The 18,613-nt window shown below is 72.0% G+C and carries 11 protein-coding genes; 8 read left to right on the forward strand and 3 right to left on the reverse strand.

Going from position 1 to position 18,613, the window contains the following annotated elements:
- Positions 1–34: 34 nt before the first annotated feature.
- Positions 35–955 carry a LysR substrate-binding domain-containing protein gene (locus tag ACFU9E_RS28800; RefSeq protein WP_355361491.1) on the forward strand — a complete coding sequence of 307 codons (921 nt, stop codon included), beginning with the start codon at positions 35–37 and terminating at the stop codon, positions 953–955.
- 93 nt (positions 956–1,048) lie between these two features.
- Here ACFU9E_RS28800 and ACFU9E_RS28805 read toward each other — a convergent pair whose 3' ends face one another.
- Positions 1,049–1,537 carry a glutathione peroxidase gene (locus ACFU9E_RS28805; RefSeq protein WP_380684922.1) on the reverse strand — a complete coding sequence of 163 codons (489 nt, stop codon included), beginning with the start codon at positions 1,535–1,537 and terminating at the stop codon, positions 1,049–1,051.
- 114 nt (positions 1,538–1,651) lie between these two features.
- Positions 1,652–2,179 (reverse strand): pyridoxamine 5'-phosphate oxidase family protein, encoded by a 528-nt coding sequence (locus ACFU9E_RS28810; protein ID WP_380684921.1) that lies wholly within the window; start codon positions 2,177–2,179, stop codon positions 1,652–1,654.
- Positions 2,180–2,716: 537 nt separating this feature from the next.
- On the opposite strand from ACFU9E_RS28810, the gene ACFU9E_RS28815 reads away from it, so the two are divergent.
- From ACFU9E_RS28815 to ACFU9E_RS28835, 5 genes are all read left to right on the forward strand, one after another.
- Positions 2,717–2,881 (forward strand): hypothetical protein, encoded by a 165-nt coding sequence (locus ACFU9E_RS28815; RefSeq protein WP_380684920.1) that lies wholly within the window; start codon positions 2,717–2,719, stop codon positions 2,879–2,881.
- Between the two features lie 110 nt (positions 2,882–2,991).
- Entirely contained in the window at positions 2,992–4,479 is a 1,488-nt protein-coding gene (locus tag ACFU9E_RS28820; RefSeq protein WP_380684923.1) for a SulP family inorganic anion transporter, read from the forward strand.
- Positions 4,480–4,551: 72 nt separating this feature from the next.
- A complete protein-coding gene (locus ACFU9E_RS28825) occupies positions 4,552–4,848 on the forward strand; it encodes an MTH1187 family thiamine-binding protein (RefSeq protein WP_380684919.1) in 297 nt (98 codons plus the stop codon).
- Positions 4,849–4,940: 92 nt separating this feature from the next.
- Complete coding sequence (locus tag ACFU9E_RS28830) at positions 4,941–5,531, forward strand: TetR/AcrR family transcriptional regulator (protein ID WP_380684918.1); 591 nt, start codon at positions 4,941–4,943, stop codon at positions 5,529–5,531.
- Positions 5,532–5,622: 91 nt separating this feature from the next.
- Positions 5,623–6,393: an SDR family NAD(P)-dependent oxidoreductase gene (locus ACFU9E_RS28835; RefSeq protein WP_380684917.1), complete on the forward strand. Its 771-nt coding sequence runs from the start codon at positions 5,623–5,625 to the stop codon at positions 6,391–6,393.
- Between the two features lie 53 nt (positions 6,394–6,446).
- Here the strand turns inward: ACFU9E_RS28835 and ACFU9E_RS28840 are convergent, their stop codons facing one another.
- On the reverse strand, positions 6,447–6,722 hold the full coding sequence (locus ACFU9E_RS28840; protein ID WP_380684916.1) for a helix-turn-helix domain-containing protein: 276 nt from the start codon (positions 6,720–6,722) through the stop codon (positions 6,447–6,449).
- Positions 6,723–6,819: 97 nt separating this feature from the next.
- Here ACFU9E_RS28840 and map point away from each other — a divergent pair, with 97 nt between their 5' ends.
- Together map and ACFU9E_RS28850 are read left to right on the forward strand one after the other, a co-directional pair.
- A complete protein-coding gene (gene map, locus ACFU9E_RS28845; RefSeq protein ID WP_380684915.1) occupies positions 6,820–7,587 on the forward strand; it encodes a type I methionyl aminopeptidase in 768 nt (255 codons plus the stop codon).
- 153 nt (positions 7,588–7,740) lie between these two features.
- Positions 7,741–18,597 (forward strand): LamG-like jellyroll fold domain-containing protein, encoded by a 10,857-nt coding sequence (locus ACFU9E_RS28850; protein WP_380715464.1) that lies wholly within the window; start codon positions 7,741–7,743, stop codon positions 18,595–18,597.
- Positions 18,598–18,613: the final 16 nt, after the last annotated feature.

The raw sequence follows: 18,613 nt of genomic DNA on the forward strand, positions 1-18,613 counted from the left end.
GGCACCACCTATCGATGCGGCCTATCCTGGACGCGTGCAGCTCCAGCAACTCCGCTACTTCGTGGCCGTCGCCGAGACCCGCCACTTCACCCGCGCGGCCGAGGCGGCGCATGTCGCCCAGCCGTCACTCTCGCAGCAGATCCGTTCGCTGGAGCGGGAGTTGGGCGCCGAGCTGTTCCACCGCACCCGTGGCAACATCGCGCTCACCGACGCCGGCGACGCCCTGCTGCCGCTCGCCCGGCGCATCCTCGCGGACACCGAGAGCGCCCGCCTCGCCGTCCAGGAGACGGTGCAGCTGCGCCGGGGCCGGGTGCGGCTGGGAGCGCCCCCGAGCCTGTGCACCAGCCTGGTGCCGGACGTCCTGCGGGTGTTCCGGGACCGCTATCCGGGCGTGGCGCTGGTGGTGCGCGAGGGCGGCTCGCGGGACCTCGTCCGCTCGCTGGCGGCGGGGGAGCTGGACCTCGCGCTGATCATCACCCCGCCGCGCGGGGAGGCCGCGCCGGCGCTGGCCGTCACCGAGCTGCTGCACGAGGACCTGGTGCTGGTCTCGGCGGAGCGGCGGGCCCGGCGAACGGTGCGGGTGGCGGAGCTGCGCGGGCGGCCGCTGGTGATGTTCCGGGAGGGCTACGACGTGCGGGAGGCCACCCTGGCGGCCTGCCGGGAGGCCGGCTTCGAGCCGGAGTTCGCCGTCGAGGGCGGGGAGATGGACGCGGTGCTCGGCTTCGTGCGGGCCGGGCTCGGGCCGGCCGTGCTGCCGGGCATGGTCGCCCACCGTTCGGGGCTCGCGGTGACCCCGTTCGCCGGCCCGGGCCTGGGGCGCACCATCGCCGTCGCGCACGGCCACGAGGTGCCGCCGACCCGCGCGGCCGAGGCCCTGCGGGCGACCCTGCTGGCGCATCTGCACGACGCCGCGAGGGACGGCGAACTCCCGCCGGGGACGCGGTTGTTGCTCTAGCGAGTGCGTTGCCGGCGGAGGCCGGGGAGCCCGGGGCGCGGAGCCCGGAGCCCGGGGCGCGTCCTGCGGCCCCGGGCTCCGGCGCGCGGCTGCTCAGTTGGGCAGCACGGCCTCGATCGCGGCGATCACCTCGTCGGACTCCGGCTCGGTGCGCGGGCGGATCCGGGCGGCCACGGTGCCGTCCGGTCCGAGGACGAACTTCTCGAAGTTCCAGGAGATGTCCCCGGCCTGGCCCTCGGCGTCGGCCGTCTCGGTCAGCCGCGCGTACAGCGGGTGCCGGTCCTCGCCGTTCACGTCGGTCTTCTCGAACAGCGGGAAGGTCACGCCGTAGGTGGTGGAGCAGAAGGTCCGGATCTCCTCGGCGCTGCCCGGCTCCTGCCCGGCGAACTGGTTCGACGGGAAGCCCAGCACGGTGAAGCCGCGCTCGGCGTACCGCTCCTGGAGCCGCTCCAGGCCGGCGTACTGCGGGGTCAGGCCGCACTTGGAGGCGACGTTGACGATCAGCAGCGCCTTGCCCTTGTAGTCGGCGAGCGAGGCGGCCTCGCCGGACAGCGTGCGCAGCGGGATGTCGTACAGGCTCACGGTGGGGTCCCCTTCGGAGGAGGTCGTCGGTCGTGGGTCGTGGCTGGTCGGCGGTGGTGCCGTGGCGGGCGGGCCCGCGCGGGTACGGTACCCCGCCCGCTGCCGCCCACCTGCTCAACCGCGCCCGGACGGCGGGTGTTCCGGCGCGCGCCGACGGGAGCGGGAGTCCTCGGCGGCCGACCGCTCCAGCAGGGCTATCTGGTCGGTGACGGCGGCGAAGTCGGCGCTGAGCCACCGCTCGGGCCGCATCCGGACGGTGACGTCCGCCGTCAGCTGGTCGGCGGTGGCCAGCAGGTAGGCGGCGGCGGTGGCCGGCGGCAGGTAGCGGTGGGCCAGCGCGGCGCGCTCGTCCGGGTCGACCCGGTCCTCGATCGCCACCACCGGCCCGGCCGCGCTCACGTAGCGGCAGGGTGTCTCCTCCTGCTGGGCGCAGAGCGTGAACCGGCCGGCTGCCCGGATCCGGCGCGCCTTGGCGGAGTTCCGTCCGGTCAGCACGGTGATCAGCCCGCCGGGCCGGTAGGAGTACCAGATCGGCACGGTGAGCGGGGCCGCGCCGGGCTCCGCCTCGGCGACGGACAGGACGCCGACGTGCACGCCGGCCAGGAAGCGCTCGCACTCGGCGCGGGTCATCGCGAAGGACACGGTGGGGCCTCCCGGGCAGGAAGGCCCGCGCGCGCACGTCGCGCGCGGGCGGTTCCTTGGTACGTACCCGCACTGCCCCAGGGTGGAACGCCTTCCGGGGGGTCGGGGCGACGGTGGGCGGTGCGGGACCACCGATGGATCGGCCGCATGCTCGACGGGCGAACGTGCGTACCCGTCCGAGGCCGGGATTTCGGCCCGGAGGCGCGTCCGGTGTGCTGCCGGAGTGAAGGTTCGGTGTGCGAGGTTGGCGTGCTCCGGGCCGCTGGGTACCGTCGGTGGCACGCCGGACCCGTCATGGTTGCCATGTTCAACAGGGGGTCACGGCAAGGGGGTTCGGGACATTCCGGGGATCGGGGGAGCTCCGGCCGTCGGGTCCCGTGCAGCACGCACGCCGCGCCGGCCGGCCCGTCCCGCGCGTCCCAGCCGCCACCGCAGCACCGCAGCCTTCAGCAGCAACGCACCCGCAGCAACGCACCCGCAGCGGTGCGCCGCGCCCGCGGCGCACCGCCGTGCCGGGTGCGCGGAAGGAATCTCCCGATGCCTCGACGCCGTGCCCTGCCCGCCTGCCCCGCCTGCCCCGTCTGCCTCGCCTGCCCCGCCGCACCCGCCATCGTGCCCACCGCCACGCCCGCCGCCCTGCCTGCCGTTGCGCCCGCCGCCACGCCCGCCGCCCGGATCGCGCCGCCGGGGGTGCTTCGGTGAACCGCCTGCCCCGCGGGCGCAAGCGCCCGCCCGCCGCCCCGCGCCGCAGTGCCCCGCCCGGCCGCGACCGGCCCCGTCGGACGCCGCGCCACCGCGGCCCGGTCGCCGTCCTGCGTGCCGTCCCCTGGCGCTACGACCTGCCCGCCTCCCTGGTGGTCTTCCTGGTCGCCCTCCCGCTCTGTGTCGGCGTGGCCGTGGCCTCCGGGGTGCCCGCCGAACTCGGCCTGGTCACCGGCATCGTCGGCGGCCTGGTGGTCGGCGCGCTGCCCGGCAGCAGCCTCCAGGTCAGCGGCCCGGCCGCCGGCCTGACCGTCCTCGTCCACGAAGCCGTCCAGCAGTACGGCGCGGGCGCCCTCGGCGTCCTGGTGCTGCTCACCGGACTGCTCCAACTCGCGATGGGCGCACTCCGGTTGGGCCGCTGGTTCCGTGCCATGTCGGCCTCCGTGGTGCACGGCATGCTGGCCGGCATCGGCCTGACCCTGCTGCTCGGCCAGCTGTACGCGCTCGCCGACCGCCGCGCCCCCGGCACCGGGCCGGAGAAGATCGCCGGCCTGCCCGCGCTGCTGCGCGACGCCGCCACCGGAGCCGCCCGCCCGAGCGCGGTGGCGCTGGGCATCGCCACCCTGCTGGTGCTGATCGCCTGGAAGTACCTGCCGCCCCGCCTGGCCCGCGCGCTGCCCGGCCCGCTCGGCGCCGTCGGCCTGGCCGCCGCCGTCACCGCCGTCGCCGACCTGCCGGTGGCCCGGGTCGAGGTGGCCGGACTGCTCGACGTGATCCGGTTGCCCGACCACGCCGCGCTCGGCGCGCTGGCCACCACGGCCGGCGTCGGCACCGTCCTCGCCTTCACCCTGATCGCCTCCGCCGAGACCCTGTTCAGCGCCGCCGCCGTCGACCGGATGCACCACGGCCCGCGCACCCACTACGACCGCGAACTCACCGCCCAGGGTGTCGGCAACGCCCTCTGCGGCCTGCTCGGCGCGCTCCCAATGACCGCCGTGATCGTGCGCAGCGCGACCAACGTCCAGGCCGGCGCCCGCACCAAGGCCTCACGGGTGCTGCACGGCGGCTGGCTGCTGCTGTTCACCGCCCTGCTGCCGGGCGTGCTCGGTCTGGTCCCGCTGACCGCGCTGGCCGCCGTCCTGGTCCACGCGGGCGCCAAGCTCATCCCGGTGCGGCGGATCGTCGCGCTCTGCCGCGACCACCGGGGCGAGGCGGCGGTGCTCGCCGTCACCACCGTCTCGGTCGTCACCACCGACCTGTTCGAGGGGGTGCTGATCGGCATCGGCCTCGCCGTGGTCAAGTCCGCCTGGCAGACCTCCCACCTGCAGATCGCCGTGGAGGAGCCGCCCACCGCCCCCGGCGCCGCCGAGGCGCCCCTGCGGGTGCGGCTGAGCGGCAACGCCACCTTCCTGCGGCTGCCCCGGCTGCTGGACACCCTCGAACGCCTCCCGGCCGACCGCCCGGTCGAACTCGACTGGTCCGGCCTTCGCCACCTGGACCACGCCTGCACCGTGGCCCTGGCCGCCTGGGCGGCGCAGCACCGGGCCCGCAGCTCCGCCCCGCTGGCGGTCGACCCGCCGTTGCCGACCGTGGTCTGACCGACTCGCTAGCCTGGTGGCCCGTCGGCCGACCGGGCCGCCCGGGGAGCCGCACTGGGAGGAGACGCAGCCGTGATCGTTGCCTTTTCGGTCACCCCGCTCGGGGTCGGCGAGGACGTGGGGGAGGCGGTCGCCGCGGCCGTCAGGGTGGTCCGCGCGAGCGGGCTGCCCAACCGCACGGACGCGATGTTCACCAGCATCGAGGGGGAGTGGGACGAGGTGATGCCGGTCGTCCGGGAGGCGATCGAGGCGGTCAAGGCCTACAGCAACCGGGTCAGCACCGTCATCAAGATCGACGACCGGGCCGGGGTCACCGATGGCCTGACCCGCAAGGTCGCCTCGGTGGAACGCCACCTCGCCGGGGGCTGAGCCGCCCGGCCGGCCCGCCCCGCTGCCGGGGCGGGCCGCACCGCCGATTTTCTTTCTTGACCGATCGATCTGGAAACGACTACCTTTCAGGCATGGCACGGACCAAGGAATTCGACCCGGACGCGGCGCTGCAGTCGGCCCTGGAGCTGTTCTGGGAGCGTGGCTACGAGGCCACCTCGATGGCCGACCTGGTCGAACACCTCGGGATCGCCCGTGCCAGTGTCTACGCCACCTTCGGCAGCAAGCGGGAGCTCTACCTGCGCGCGCTGGAGCGCTACGGCCGGCAGCAGCAGCCCGTGCTGCTGGCCGAGCTGTCGCAGCCCGGCCCGGTGCTGCCGGCCGTCCGCGCCCTGGTCCTCCGCCTCGCCGGCGAGTCCGCCGCGGACGGCGAGGCCGGCCGGCGGCGCGGCTGCTTCGTCACCAACACGGCGGTGGAGCTGGCCCCGCACGACCCGGACGCCGCCCGCCGGGTGGAGGCCAATCTGGCCCACCTGGAGACGGTCCTCACCACGGCACTGGTCCGGGCGCAGGCCCAGGGCGAACTGTCCGGGGACCGCGACCCGCACGGGATCGCCCGGATGCTGCTGGTGCTGTTCCAGGGCATGCGGGTGGTCGGCAAGGCCGGTGACGGCTCGGCCCGGCTGCGCGACGCCGCCGGTCAGGCTCTCGCGCTGCTGGACTGACCGGTTCCCGCTCGATGTGTTTCGTGTGTTTCTTGCTGTCTCCATTCTGAACCGAACGGTCAATATAGACCCCCGATCGAGGAGCACTCGCATGACCCGCAGCACCACCCGCTTCACCGGCAAGTCCGTCCTGGTCACCGGTGGCGGCAGCGGCATCGGCCGAGCCGTGGCGCTCGCCTTCGCCCGGGAGGGCGCCCGCGTCGCCGTCGCCGGCCGCACCGCGAGTGCCCTCGCCGAGACGGTCGCCCTGATCGAGCGCGAGGGCGGCACCGCCGTCGCTCTGACCGGCTCGGTGTCCGACGCCGCCGACGCCGCCCGTCTGGTCCGCGAGACCGTCGAGCGGCTCGGCGCCCTGGACGTCGCGGTCAACAACGCCGGCGTCTTCGGCGGCGTCGGCCGGATCGCCGACGTCGCGGAGGAGGAGTGGCAGCGGCTGATCGACATCAACCTCACCGGTACCTGGTACGCGATGAAGCACCAGATCGCCCACCTGCGCGCCAACGGCGGCGGGGCGATCGTCAACATCTCCTCGAACCTCGGCACCCACCGGCGGCTCGAGAACGTCGGCGCCTACGCCGTCTCCAAGGCCGCCGTCGCCACCCTGACCCGGGCCGCCGCCCGCGACCACATCGCCGAGGGTGTGCGGATCAACCTGGTCAGCCCCGGCCCGATCAACACCACGATGTCCTCCCAGCCCGGCGAGAGCGACTCCGACAAGGCGGACCGGATGAAGGACAGCATCCCGGTCGGCCGCGCCGGTGCCGTCGAGGAGGTCGCCGCGGCCGTCCTCCACCTGGCCTCGGAGGAGTCGGCCTACACCGTCGGCGCGGACCTCGTCCTCGACGGCGGCGTCACCGCCTGACCGCCGCCGGCCGGTGGCCCCCCGACCGGGGTGCCACCGGTCCCCGTGCCGGCTCAGGCCGACAGCGCCGCGCCCTCCTCCTCGGCCGGATCCGCGCAGGCGGTGGCCAGCTCGTCCAGCGAGAGCCCCAGCGCGTACGCCAGCGCCGCGACGGTGAAGAACGAGGGTGTCGGCGCCCGCCCGGTCTCGATCTTGCGCAGCGTCTCGGCCGAGACGCCGGCCGCCGCCGCCACCTCGACCATGCTGCGCCCGCCCCGCGCCTCGCGCAGCAGCACACCGAAGCGCTCGCCGCGCTCGCGTTCCCCGGGGGTCAGCGGAGTCCTCACCATGCCCCCGATGGTAGGCCACGGGGCAAGCCGTCGGCACCGCCTCGACCGTGATACAAATACCGGTATAAGAATTGGAGCAAGCTGGTCGGAGGACCTCGTGGTGGAGTTCAAGTCGGAGGTGGCGCTGGCCGCGATGCGGGAGGCCGGGCGGGTGGTCGCCACCGTGCTGGCCGAGGTCGAGCGGGCGTCGGGCGTCGGGGTGAGCCTGCTGGAGCTGGACCAGGTGGCCCACGACGTGCTGCGGAAGGCCGGTGCGACCTCGCCGTTCCTCGGGTACCGGCCGTCCTTCGCCCCGGTGCCGTTCCCGGCCGTCATCTGCGCCTCCGTCAACGACGCCGTGGTGCACGGCATCCCCGACGGCTACCGGCTGCGCGACGGCGACCTGGTGAGCATCGACTGCGGCGCCGTCCTGGACGGCTGGGCCGGCGACGCCGCCGTCAGCTTCACCGTCGGCACGCCCCGCCCCGAGGATGTCCGCCTGATCGACACCACCCGCCGCGCCCTGGAGGCCGGCATCGCCGCCGCCGTGGTCGGCCACCGCACCGGCGACATCGCCCACGCCGTCGGCACCGTCGCCCGCACCGCCCGCTACGGCCTCCTGGAGGGCTACGGCGGCCACGGCATCGGCCGCCGCATGCACGAGGACCCGCACCTCCCCAACGAGGGCCGCCCCGGCCGCGGCTTCCCCCTGAAGCCCGGCCTGGTCCTGGCCATCGAACCCATGCTCATCGGCGGCGGCACCGACACCTACACCACCGACCCCGACGGCTGGACCCTCCGCACCACCGACGGCACCCGAGCCGCCCACATCGAACACACCGTCGCCATCACCGAGGCCGGCCCCCGCATCCTCACCCTCCCCTGAGCCGCCGGCCGTGCGCACGATTATTCATATTTGATGCCATTCATAGAGTGAGTTGCATCACTTTTGGAAGATGGATCTTTGTCGACCTACTGACAGTCAGATATATCTGCACACGCTCTTTTTGCATCCCCTTGACTGCCAGGTGGGTTCCGCGTGCTGCACCGATCCGTCGCTTTCCTGCTGTCGTTGACCATGGTCGTCCTCGGGACGGCGGAGGGGACGGCGGCTGCGGAGGAGATTGCCCGTCAGACCGCCGCTGCGGCCCCGGACCCGGGCCCCTTGCCCAGGCAGGGGGCGGGCAGTGCCGATGGCCTGGACCACGACGCGAGCACGGCGGCGACAAGTGCGGCTGCCGAGGGCGGCCGCGACGGCGCGGCGCCCGCGCCGGGCGAGCTGCCCGAGGAGCAGCCGGCCGCCGTTGACCCGGCGGCCCCGGTCATCCCTCCGCCGGCCGACCTGCCCGCCACCGACGCCAAGACCGTCGACAACCCGGCCAAGCCGCAAGGCAAGGCCGAGCAGGCCGGAAAGCCCGGCCCCGACGCCACCGCGGCCAAGGGCTTCGATCCGGCCAAGAGCACGGAACTGGTGGACAAGCGCACCGCCCATCAGCGCACCTATCAGAACACCGACGGCACCTTCACCACCCGCAGTTACCCCACCCCGGTGAACTTCCGCCGGGGGGACGGTTCCTGGGCCGCGATCGACACCACCCTGATTCCCGACGGCACGGCCACCGCCGGTCGCACGGCACCCGTCCAGTCGGGCTGGACCCCGGTGGCGGGCGAGAGCAAGCTGACGTTCGGCCTCACCGCCGATGCCGATCCGTTGGTCCGCCTCGCACTCGGTGACGGCCTGTTCGTCGGCTATGCCCTCGAAGGCGCCGCGACCGCTCCGGGCACCACCCAGGGCGGCACCATCACCTATCCCGACGCTCGCCCGCACGCCGATGTCACCTTCCAGGCCGGCAGCACCTCCTTCAAAGAGACTCTGGTCCTCAAGGACGCCACAGCACCCACCGAGTGGGTCTTCCCGCTGCGCCTGCAGGGCGTGACCGCGGCGCTGGACGCGAACGGGGCCGTCGTGTTCACCGATGCCTCAGGGGCGGCCCGCGGCCGGATGCCGGCCGGCTGGATGCAGGATTCCGCCTTCGCCCCGAACACCGAAGAGGGTGTCATTTCCGGTGGCGTCGGCTACGAACTCGTATCAGTGGCCGGGGGGCAGGCCCTCAAGGTCAAGCTCGATGAGGCCTGGCTGCACGCGCCCGAGCGCGTCTACCCGATCAAGGTCGACCCGTCGCTGTCCTCGATCAAGGCTGTCGAAGGCACCTACATCGAGTCGCCCTACAACCTGGACTTCTCCGGCGACACCGTGCTGAAGGTCGGCACATACGACAACGGAGGGCACCAGGCCGAGGCGTACATCAAGTTCAACGGCATCGAGAACGCTCTCAGTAACGCCAACGTGTTGGGTGTACGACTGTCGCTGTTCAACGGCTGGTCCAGCAGTTGCCGCTCACGTACCGTGAGCATCCACCAGATCACCTCCAACTGGTGGGAGGGAACGCCGCGCTCCTTCCCCGGCCCCTCGACCGGGCCGGCCCTCGCGGCCCCTGCGTTCGCCCACGGCTGGCGGCCCAGTGCGAACAGTGACTGGGTCTGCGGCCAGGCATGGGAGTCCATCGACCTCGGCGCAGGGGGCCGCAACCTCGTCAACGAGTGGACGCACCACTGGACGCCCAACTACGGCCTGGCGATCAAGGCCGACATGTGGGACTCGTACGGCTGGAAGCAGTTCGGCAGCGACAACCACAACGGTGGCCAGCCGGTGCTGGACGTGACGTGGTCAAAGTACGGTGCGGACTACGAGTTGTGGGGCCTGCAGCAGCCGGTCACCGCCACGCAGGAGGGCATCGTCCGACTGCGGGCCTGGAACCGCGGGATGGAGACCTGGACTCCGGGTAACAAGTACAAGATGTCGTACCTGCTGTTCGACCAGTGGGGCAACAACATCACCAACTACGGCAGCAACGTCGCCTGGACGTCCATGCCCCACGACGTCCCCCCGGGCGGTGGCGTGGTCATCGACGCGCACATCCGCTCCCTGCCGCAGGGCACCTACACCGTCGCATTCACCATGGACGAGTACCAGACCAGCAACTTCTGGGCCGACGCGGGCGTGCAGCCCATCTCCATTCGCATCTCCTCCATCAACGTGCCTCCGCACCTCACCCGACTCGCTCCGCCATCGGGCGCGGTGGTCTACCAGACCCAGCCCACCCTCGCCGCGGAGGGCCAGGACCCCGACCGCGCACCGAGGCCCGAGCTCGACTTCAAGTTCTCGGTGTGCCGGGTGGTCGGCAACAACCCCCGGGTGGACTGTAAGGAGAGCAGTTGGCTGGTCCGGCAGTCCCGCTTCGTCGTGCCCGCTGGATGGCTCGGCTGGAACGAGCAGTACGCCTGGTATGCCAAGACTGGTGACGGAGCAGCCGAGAGCGACTGGTCCCAGCCGTCCTACATCCGCACCGTCCTGCCCCAGCCCAACCAGTACGTCAACGGTGCCGACGCGGGTCGCAGCTTCAACACCGCCGCCGGCAACTACACCACCGCCGCCACCGACGCCTCCCTGCCCACTGTCGGTCCCGAACTCTCCGTCACCCGCAGCTACAACTCCCTGGACCCGCGCACCACGGGTGCCTTCGGCGCAGGCTGGAGCACTCCTTGGGACATGCGCATCGACGTCGAGACCTCCAGTTGGCTCTCGCTGCCCGGGAACGTCCTGCTCACCGCCGCCAACGGCTCGCGGGCCCGCTTCGGCTGGGACCCGGGCAAGGACGCCTATGTCGGCGGCTCCGGGATGGCGGCCGACCTGCGCAAGCTGCCGGACGGGAACTGGCTGCTGACCGATCGCGGTGGGAAGACGCACTACTTCGACCCGAGCGGCAGGCTCGGGCAGGCCAGGGACATGGCCGGGCACATCCAGGAGCTCTTCTACTCCGGCGACAAGCTCGTCAAGGTCAAGGACACGACCTCCGGCCGCTACCTGGACTTCAGCTGGTCCGGCAACCACGTGACCGCTGTCACCCCCACCGGCTCCACCGGCGGCTGGACCTACCAGTACGACGGTGACCGGCTCACCAAGGTCTGCCCGCCGGGCGTCTCCCTCACGGCCGACAAGGGCTGCACCGTCTACGAGTACGCCACCGGTTCACGCTACCGATCCTCGGTGCGGGATGCCGGAGCGAGCGGGTACTGGCGGCTCGGTGAGAACACAGGTGCCGCTGCAGCCAACGACGCGCAGGTCAGCGACCGGGCACCGGCCGACGCAAAGGACGTGGTCTGGGGCGCACCCGGTCCGCTGACCGGAAGCACCGACACGGCGGTGACCCTCAACGGACGGCCAACCTCGTGGGTCGAGCTGCCCAACCGGGCCATCAGCTCCTCCACCAACCGCACCGTCGAACTGTGGTTCCGCACCACCTCCGCCGGCGTGATCCTCTCCCAGCAGAACAGGGCGATGTCCGAGGATCCGTGGAACGTCATACCTGCGCTCTACGTCGGTTCCGACGGCCGCCTGCGCGGCATGTACTACGGCGTCACCGGGGGCCCGATCACGAGTCCGGGCCCGGTGACGGACAATGCCTGGCACCACGTCGTGCTCGCCGGCGCCCGGAACACCACCGCGCTGTTCCTCGACGGTGCGCTCGTCGGAACGGCCGCAGGGGAGATCGACCACCTCAATATGGACCGCGCCTACCTCGGCGGCGGCTGGACCGGCAGCATGCCCGGTGGCAACGGCGGCTGGTCCTGGTTCAGCGGCCAGGTCGACGAGGTCGCCGTCTACGACCAGCCGCTCACCGACCGCACGGTGGCCGAGCACTACGCCCTGCGCACCGGCAGCGCCCAGCTGACCGGTACCGTCCTGCCCACCGGCCGCACCGGCGCCCGCGCCCGCTACGACGGGGTCTCCGAACGGCTCACCACCGTCACCGATTCGGCGGGCGGCGACTGGAAGATCTCCGAACCGGCTTTCACCGGTGGTTCCTTCCTCTACAGCAACGCGGTCAAGGCCTCCGACCCCGCCGCCTTCTGGCGGCTGGGAGAGCGTGACGGTGCGCTCGCGGCCAGCGAGGCCGGCAGCGGCCTCGCCGGCACCTATGGTGATGGTGTCACCAAGCGGGAGCCGGGTGTCTTCGCCCCCACCGACGACACCGCCGCACGCTTCGACGGCGGGTCCGCCGCACAGATCGAGATCCCCCAGGACGTCCTGCACGCCGGCACCGACCTCGCCGTCGAGCTGTGGTTCAACACCACCAAGCCGGGCGTGCTGCTCGGAGACCAGAGCCGCGCTCTCGACGACCCGGCCGGCGTGGGCGGCAACTGGACTCCCGTGATGTACGTCGGGTCCGACGGTCGGCTCTACGGGCGCTTCTGCTGCCAGGCGATCGAGGGCACCATCTCCCCGAACGCCGTCACCGACGGCGCCTGGCACCACGCGGTCCTGTCCGTGCAGGGCACCGCGCAGAGCCTCTACCTCGACGGCAGGCTCCTCGGCACCCAGCAGGGCGCCGTCGACCATCAGGCCAACAGCCACACGTACCTGGGTGCCGGCTTCGCCCGGATGTGGCCCGCCTCGCCCGGCGACATCAGCCACTTCAACGGCCTGATCGACGAGGCCGCGATCTACCAGCACCCGCTCAGCGAGGCGGACGTGGTGGCCCACTACCGGGCCCGCAGCTCCCAGGTCGCGGGGCAGGGCGTCGGCTACCGCGCTTCGGTGGTCGCCGATTCCCCGGGCGGCTACTGGCGCCTGGACGAGACCGGCGGCACCACGGCGGCCAGCGAGGTCGCCGCGATCAAGGGCAACGGCAGCTACGCGCCCGCCGCCAAGCCCGCCACCACCGGCGTGTTCGGGCCCGGTGACGGCAAGGCGGTCGAGTTCAACGGCACCAGCACGTCCTACGTCGACCTGCCCACACCCATCCTCCAGGCCAAGACCGACATCGCCGCCGAACTCTGGTTCCGTACCACGGGCCCGGGCGTGCTGCTGTCCGTGCAGAGCGAACCGATGAACGCGGCACCGTACAACACGGTGCCGGCCCTCTACGTCGGCTCCGACGGCAGGCTCCGAGGGTGGTACTACGGCATCTCGGATGGTCCGATCACCTCGAGCGCCGCCGTGACCGACGGCTCGTGGCACCACGCGGTGCTCAGCGCCGGGCAGGGCACCCAGTCCCTCTACCTGGACGGCGCCCTGGTCGGAACCCTCGCCGGCACGGTCAACCACCTCAACATGAATCGCACCTACCTGGGCGGCGGCTACGTCGGGAACGCGCCCGGCGGCAACGGCGGCTGGTCCTGGCTGAACGGCCAGCTCGACGAGGTCGCCCTCTACCAGCACCCGCTGACCGCGGAGCGCGTCGCGGCCCACTACCAGGCACGCTCCCTGTCGGCCGCCACCGAGCTGGCCTCCCGCGTCACCCTGACCGACCCGTCCGGCAACGTCTCCACTGACGTCCACGACGCCACCCGCGGCAACCGCCTGGTCGCCCGCACCGACGAGTCGGGAGCCACCACCAGCTACACCTACGACACCGGCGGATTCCTCCACACCGTCACCGACCCGAACGGCCACTCCAGCGTCAGCGGCCACGACGCCCGCGGCAACACCGTCTCGCTCACCACCTGCCGCGACGTCAACTCCTGCTGGACCTCGTACACCAGCTACTACTACAACCCCGACAACCCGCGCGACCCGCGCAACGACAAGCCCACCGAGACCCGCGACGGCCGCTCCGCAGGGCCCGCCGACAACACCTATCGCACCACCGTCAGCTACACCGCCCTCGGCCTTCCTGACACCACCACCCGCCCCGACGGCCGCGCCACCCGCGCCACCTACACCGTCGGCACCGAGCCGGCCGCCGGCGGCGGCACCACCCCGCCGGGCCTGCTCGCCACCGAGACCACGGCCGGCGGCGCGGTGACGAGCTACGCCTACAACGCCGCGGGTGACGTGGTGCGGTCCGTGCTGCCCAGCGGGCTCGTCTTCACCTACGGATATGACGCGGCCGGCCGCAAGACCTGGACGACCGAGACCTCGGACGCGCAGCCGGCCGGTGTCACCACCACCTACGCCTACGACGCGCTCAACCGCCTCACCGTCCAGACCGGGCCGAAGGTCTCCGACGCTGTGACCGGCGCCGAGCACCAGACCCGGTCCACGACGACCTACGACGGGGACGGCCGGGTGACCGGCACGACGGTCGCCGACATCGTCGGCACCGACGGCTCGCGGACCGCCACGACCGTCTACGACACGGCCGGCCGGGCCGAGACCGATACCGACGCCGAGGGCGGCATCACCCGCTACGGCTACGACGCACTCGGCCGCACGACGCGCTTGACCGACCCGCTGGGCCAGGTCACGCGGTTCACCTACACCCCCCGCAGCCAGCGCGCGACCACCGTCGTCGAGGGCTGGAACGGCGACGGCGGCGCCGCCCGCGACCTGACCGTCGAGAGTCGGGCCTACGACCCGGCCGGGCGCCTGGCGTCCGTCACCGACGCCATGGGCGCCGTCACCTCCTTCACCTACTTCGACGACGGGCTGCCCGCGACGGCCACGGCCGAGGGCGTGACCCAGTCGGACGGCACCAGCCGCTCCATCGTGCTGGAGGCGAACGAGTATGACGGTGCCGGACAGCTCGTCAAGCGCACCACCGGCGGAGGCCGCACCACCACGGTGAACAGCTACGACTCGGTGGGCCACGTGACCCAGAGCGTGCTCGACCCGGCAGGCCTCAAGCGCACCATCTCCGCCAGCTACGACGCCGACGACCGTGTCACGTCCACCACGCTGAAGGTCAGTGACACCGAGAACAGTGTCCAGAGCAGCACCTACGACACCGCCGGCCGCCTGACCCGCAGCGAGCTGTCCTCCTCGCTCGGGGGACCGAGCGCCGTCGCCACCTACGCCTATGACCAGCGCGGCCTGGTCGTCAGCAGCACCTCGCCGCTCGGCAACGTGGCGGGCGCGGACCCGGCCGCCTACACCACCACGTACGGCTACGACGCCCTCGCCCGCGCCGTGACCGTCGCCTCGGCGCCGGTGTCGGCGGAGAGCGGCGGCGGCGCCGCGGCGAACGTCCGGCCGACCTCCACCACCGGCTACAACGCGTTCGGCGAGGCGGTCTCCGCCAAGGACCCGCTCGGCCGGGTCGCCCGCACCGCCGTCGACCGGCTCGGCCGTGCCACCTCGGCCACCCTGCCCACCTACACGCCACCCGGAGCCGGCACCCCGCTCACCGCCACCAGCACGGTCGAGTACGACAAGCTGTCGCGTGTCGTGGCTGCCAATGACGCAGCCGGGCGACGGACCACGTTCGCGTACGACCGCCTGGGTCACGAGACCAAGCGCGTGGAGCCCAACTCGCTCGGCGGTCTGCAGCCTCCCGTCGACGACAACCCGCCCACCTGGAGCTCCACTTGGACCCCCACGGGCCTACAGCTCTCCGCCACGGATCCGGTGGGGGCCCGCACTGAGGCGACCTACGACCAGCTCGGTCGCGTCCTCACCGCCACCGTCGTTGAACGCAAGCCCACCCTGCAGAACCTCACCAGAAGGTTCACCTGGGACGACGCCGGGAACCAGACCGCCACCACCAGCCCCACCGGCAGCGTCGGGAAGGCCAGTTACAACGCGGCCGGCCAGATCCTCACCGCGACCGACCCGCTCGGCCGCACCAGCCGCCGCGAGTACGACGGCGCCGGCCGCCTCACCAAGAGCACCTCCCCGATGGGTGAGGCCGTGCGCACCCGCTTCGACGGCCTCGGTAATCCGATCGTCGCCGAGGACCTCGACTCCGCCGGCACGGTCCTGCGCACGGTCACCACGGCGTTCGACCTCGAAGGCCGGGCGGTGAGCGCGACCAGTCCGACGACCGGCGCCGTCACCACCACCCGCTACGACGTGCTCGGCCGCCCGGTCGCGCTCACCGAGCCTGTCTCGGCAGGCCAGTCGATCACCACGACCTTCGGCTACGACGCCGCGGGCAACCGCACCCGTCTCACCGACGGACGCGGCAACACCACCGTCTACACCTTCAACACCTGGGGCCTGCCCGAGAGCACCGTCGAACCGTCCACAACCGCCCACCCCGCTGCAGCCGACCGCACCTGGACCACCGCGTACGACGTGGCCGGTCAGGCAGTGAAGCTCACTGAACCGGGCGGTGTGGTGCGTACTCGCACCTTCGACCCGGCCGGGCGCGTGGTCCGCGAGAGCGGAATCGGGGCGGAGGCGGCCACCATCGACCGCGAGTTCGTCTACGACAAGGCCGGTTACCTGGTCCAGCACAACGCGACCGCCCTCGCGAGCCAGGCGTACGCCTACAACGACCGGGGCCTGCTGCTCAAGGCCGGCACCGACCTGAACGCCCAGGCCCAGACCTGGGAGTACGACGCCGAGGGCCGGCAGACCAAGCGCTGGGACAAGTCCACCGGCACCACCTTCTTCGGCTACAAGGCCGACGGCCAGCTGGACTGGGCGCACAACCCGCAGACCGGGACTCAGAACTGGTACGGCTACGACGGCGACGGCCGCCTCAGCAAGCACTTCTACGTCGCCCCGGACCCGGCCGACACCACCAAGCTCAAGGCCATGTCCGAGCGCCGTCTCAGCTACGACGCGTTGGGCCGCCTCACCACCGACCAGCTGATGGTGAACCCCACCGTCGGCACCGGCACCCAGCTCACCGCCACCGCCTACGCGTACGACCTCGACAACCGCCTCACCCGCAAGATCGTCAGCGGCACCCTCGCCGAGCCGGCCAAGGACAATACCTACGGCTACGACTTCGCCGGCCGCCTCACCTCCTGGACCGCCGACGGCACCACCACGCCCTACACATGGGACGCCGCCGGCAACCGCACTGGCAACGGCACCGCCACCGCCTCCTACGACGAGCGCAACCGCCTCGTCGGCGACGGCACCAGCACCTACCGCTACACCGCCCGCGGCACCCTCGCCGCCGTGACCACCGGAGTGCAGCAGGAGACCCTCGGCTACGACGCCTTCAACCGCCTGGTCAGCGACGGCTCCACCACCTACACGTACGACGGCCTGGACCGCGTCAGCACCCGCAACGCCGCCAAGTTCACCTACGACGGCGGTACCAACAACCTGGTCAGCGACGGCACCTGGAGCTATGCGCGTGACAGCGCCGGCACTCTCCTCGGCGCCACCGACGGCACCACCAACGTCCGTATCCGCACCGACCAGCACACCGACGCCACCGCCACTCTCAACACCGATGGCACCGCCGTCATCGGAGCCACCACCTACGACCCCTTCGGCAAGCCCGTCACCACCAGCGGCACCCGCTCCAGCCTCGGCTACCAGTCAGGCTGGACCGACCCCACCACCGGCGACGTCAACATGCACGCCCGCTGGTACCGCCCCGGCACCGGCGGCTTCACCTCCCGGGATTCCTGGCAGCTGAACCCGTTCCCGTCCGTCCAGGCCAACCGCTACACCTACGGCAACGCCGGCCCGCTCAACGCCACCGACCCGACGGGGCACATGGCGTTCATCGGGAACGATAGCGGGGTAGGTCCCAACGTCCCTCTGCCCGCTCCGAGGGTGGTGGTCGTCAAGGGCTACGGCAGCGAGATCAAGTCCGGCGACGGCGGTAAGTTCAGCGGCTCCATCACCATCAACCCGGGGAGCAACCAGGCCCCCGCGCAGGCGGCCCAGCCGGCCGCGCCGTACGTCCCGAACACCTCGGGCGCCCGGGCGCAGGCTCCGAACCCGGCACCCGCGCCGGGCCTGGCCTTCCCCGGCGCGGGTGTGGCAGGCCTCGGAATGGGCGGCTACGGTTCCGCGAGCAGCTCGTCGAGCAGCTCCTGGCGCAATGAGATCGATCAGGAGAAGCAGGAGGCCCGGGACTGGCGCCGGAGCAACCCCGGACGCCTGTCCAGCAGCACCCCGCGTGGCCAGGGCTCCCCGCCCTCGCCGGTCGCCCAGGGGTCGCCGTACGCGCCGCCGAAGGGCCCGGCCGCACCGAAGAACCCGACCGGCTCGCCCGTCAAGAACCCGACCGGAGCCCGCGGCCCCCAGAAGCAGCAGCCCTGCAAGACCTGCAGCCCCGTCAAGGCACCCCCGCGCCCGGCCGCCCCCAAGGCCGAGCCCCCCAAGCCCATCTTCGACAAGAACGCGCCGGCCCCCCAGCGACCCACCCCTCAAGCCGACTGGGTCGCTCCGGACACCCGCGACGCCCTCAACTTCCTCGCCGCTTCCTATAGCAGCGCCGACGTCCTCGCGATGCTCGTTCTGGCCGCCAACGTCACCCCCACTCCCGATGCCGCCCTCGACGCTGCCGCGAATCCGGATTCCGGGCAATCGCAGAACGGCGCCCCCAGCTGTCTTGGTCGTCGGCCTGCGGGTGCGGTGAGTGACAATGGCGGACAGGGAGGGTGGATCGACTACTGGAACCTGGAGCCCGTGATCGACCCGAGCGCGCCTGCAGGCGCTCCCAGCGTCATGCGTCCGACGGGAGTAAACGCGTGTCTGGTGGGCGCTCCCAGCGGCCGACGCGGAACCCGTGCCGACGGCAACATCACCGGCTGGAGCGAGGCGCAGGCTATCGCGAGCGCGGCCGGAATCCCCTCGGCGTCGAACCCTCTGGCGCGCTGCCATTTGATTGCTCGGACATTCGGCGGGAGCGGCACCGAGGGAAAGAACCTCGCTCCGTGCTTCCAGCAGGGTGCGAATGTGGGAGAAATGAACAGCTTCCGAGAGTTCGAGAAGCATGTCGAGGATGTCTTGCGCGAAAAGCAGATTGTTGACTACACGGTCATACCGCTTTACTACACTCCTGCAAGCACCATTCCGTATGGATTCTCGCTGACGGCCTATAGCCAGTTCCGGAACGGGATTCCGGACATGATGGAGTATTCTTATGTGGACAACTCTAGGCTGTACAATGGCGCGACTGTTCATCTCGGCAACTGACTCTAGGTAAGGGATT

The organism is Kitasatospora sp. NPDC057595 (genome assembly GCF_042800875.1).
In the GTDB taxonomy this organism is placed as follows: Bacteria; Actinomycetota; Actinomycetes; order Streptomycetales; family Streptomycetaceae; genus Kitasatospora.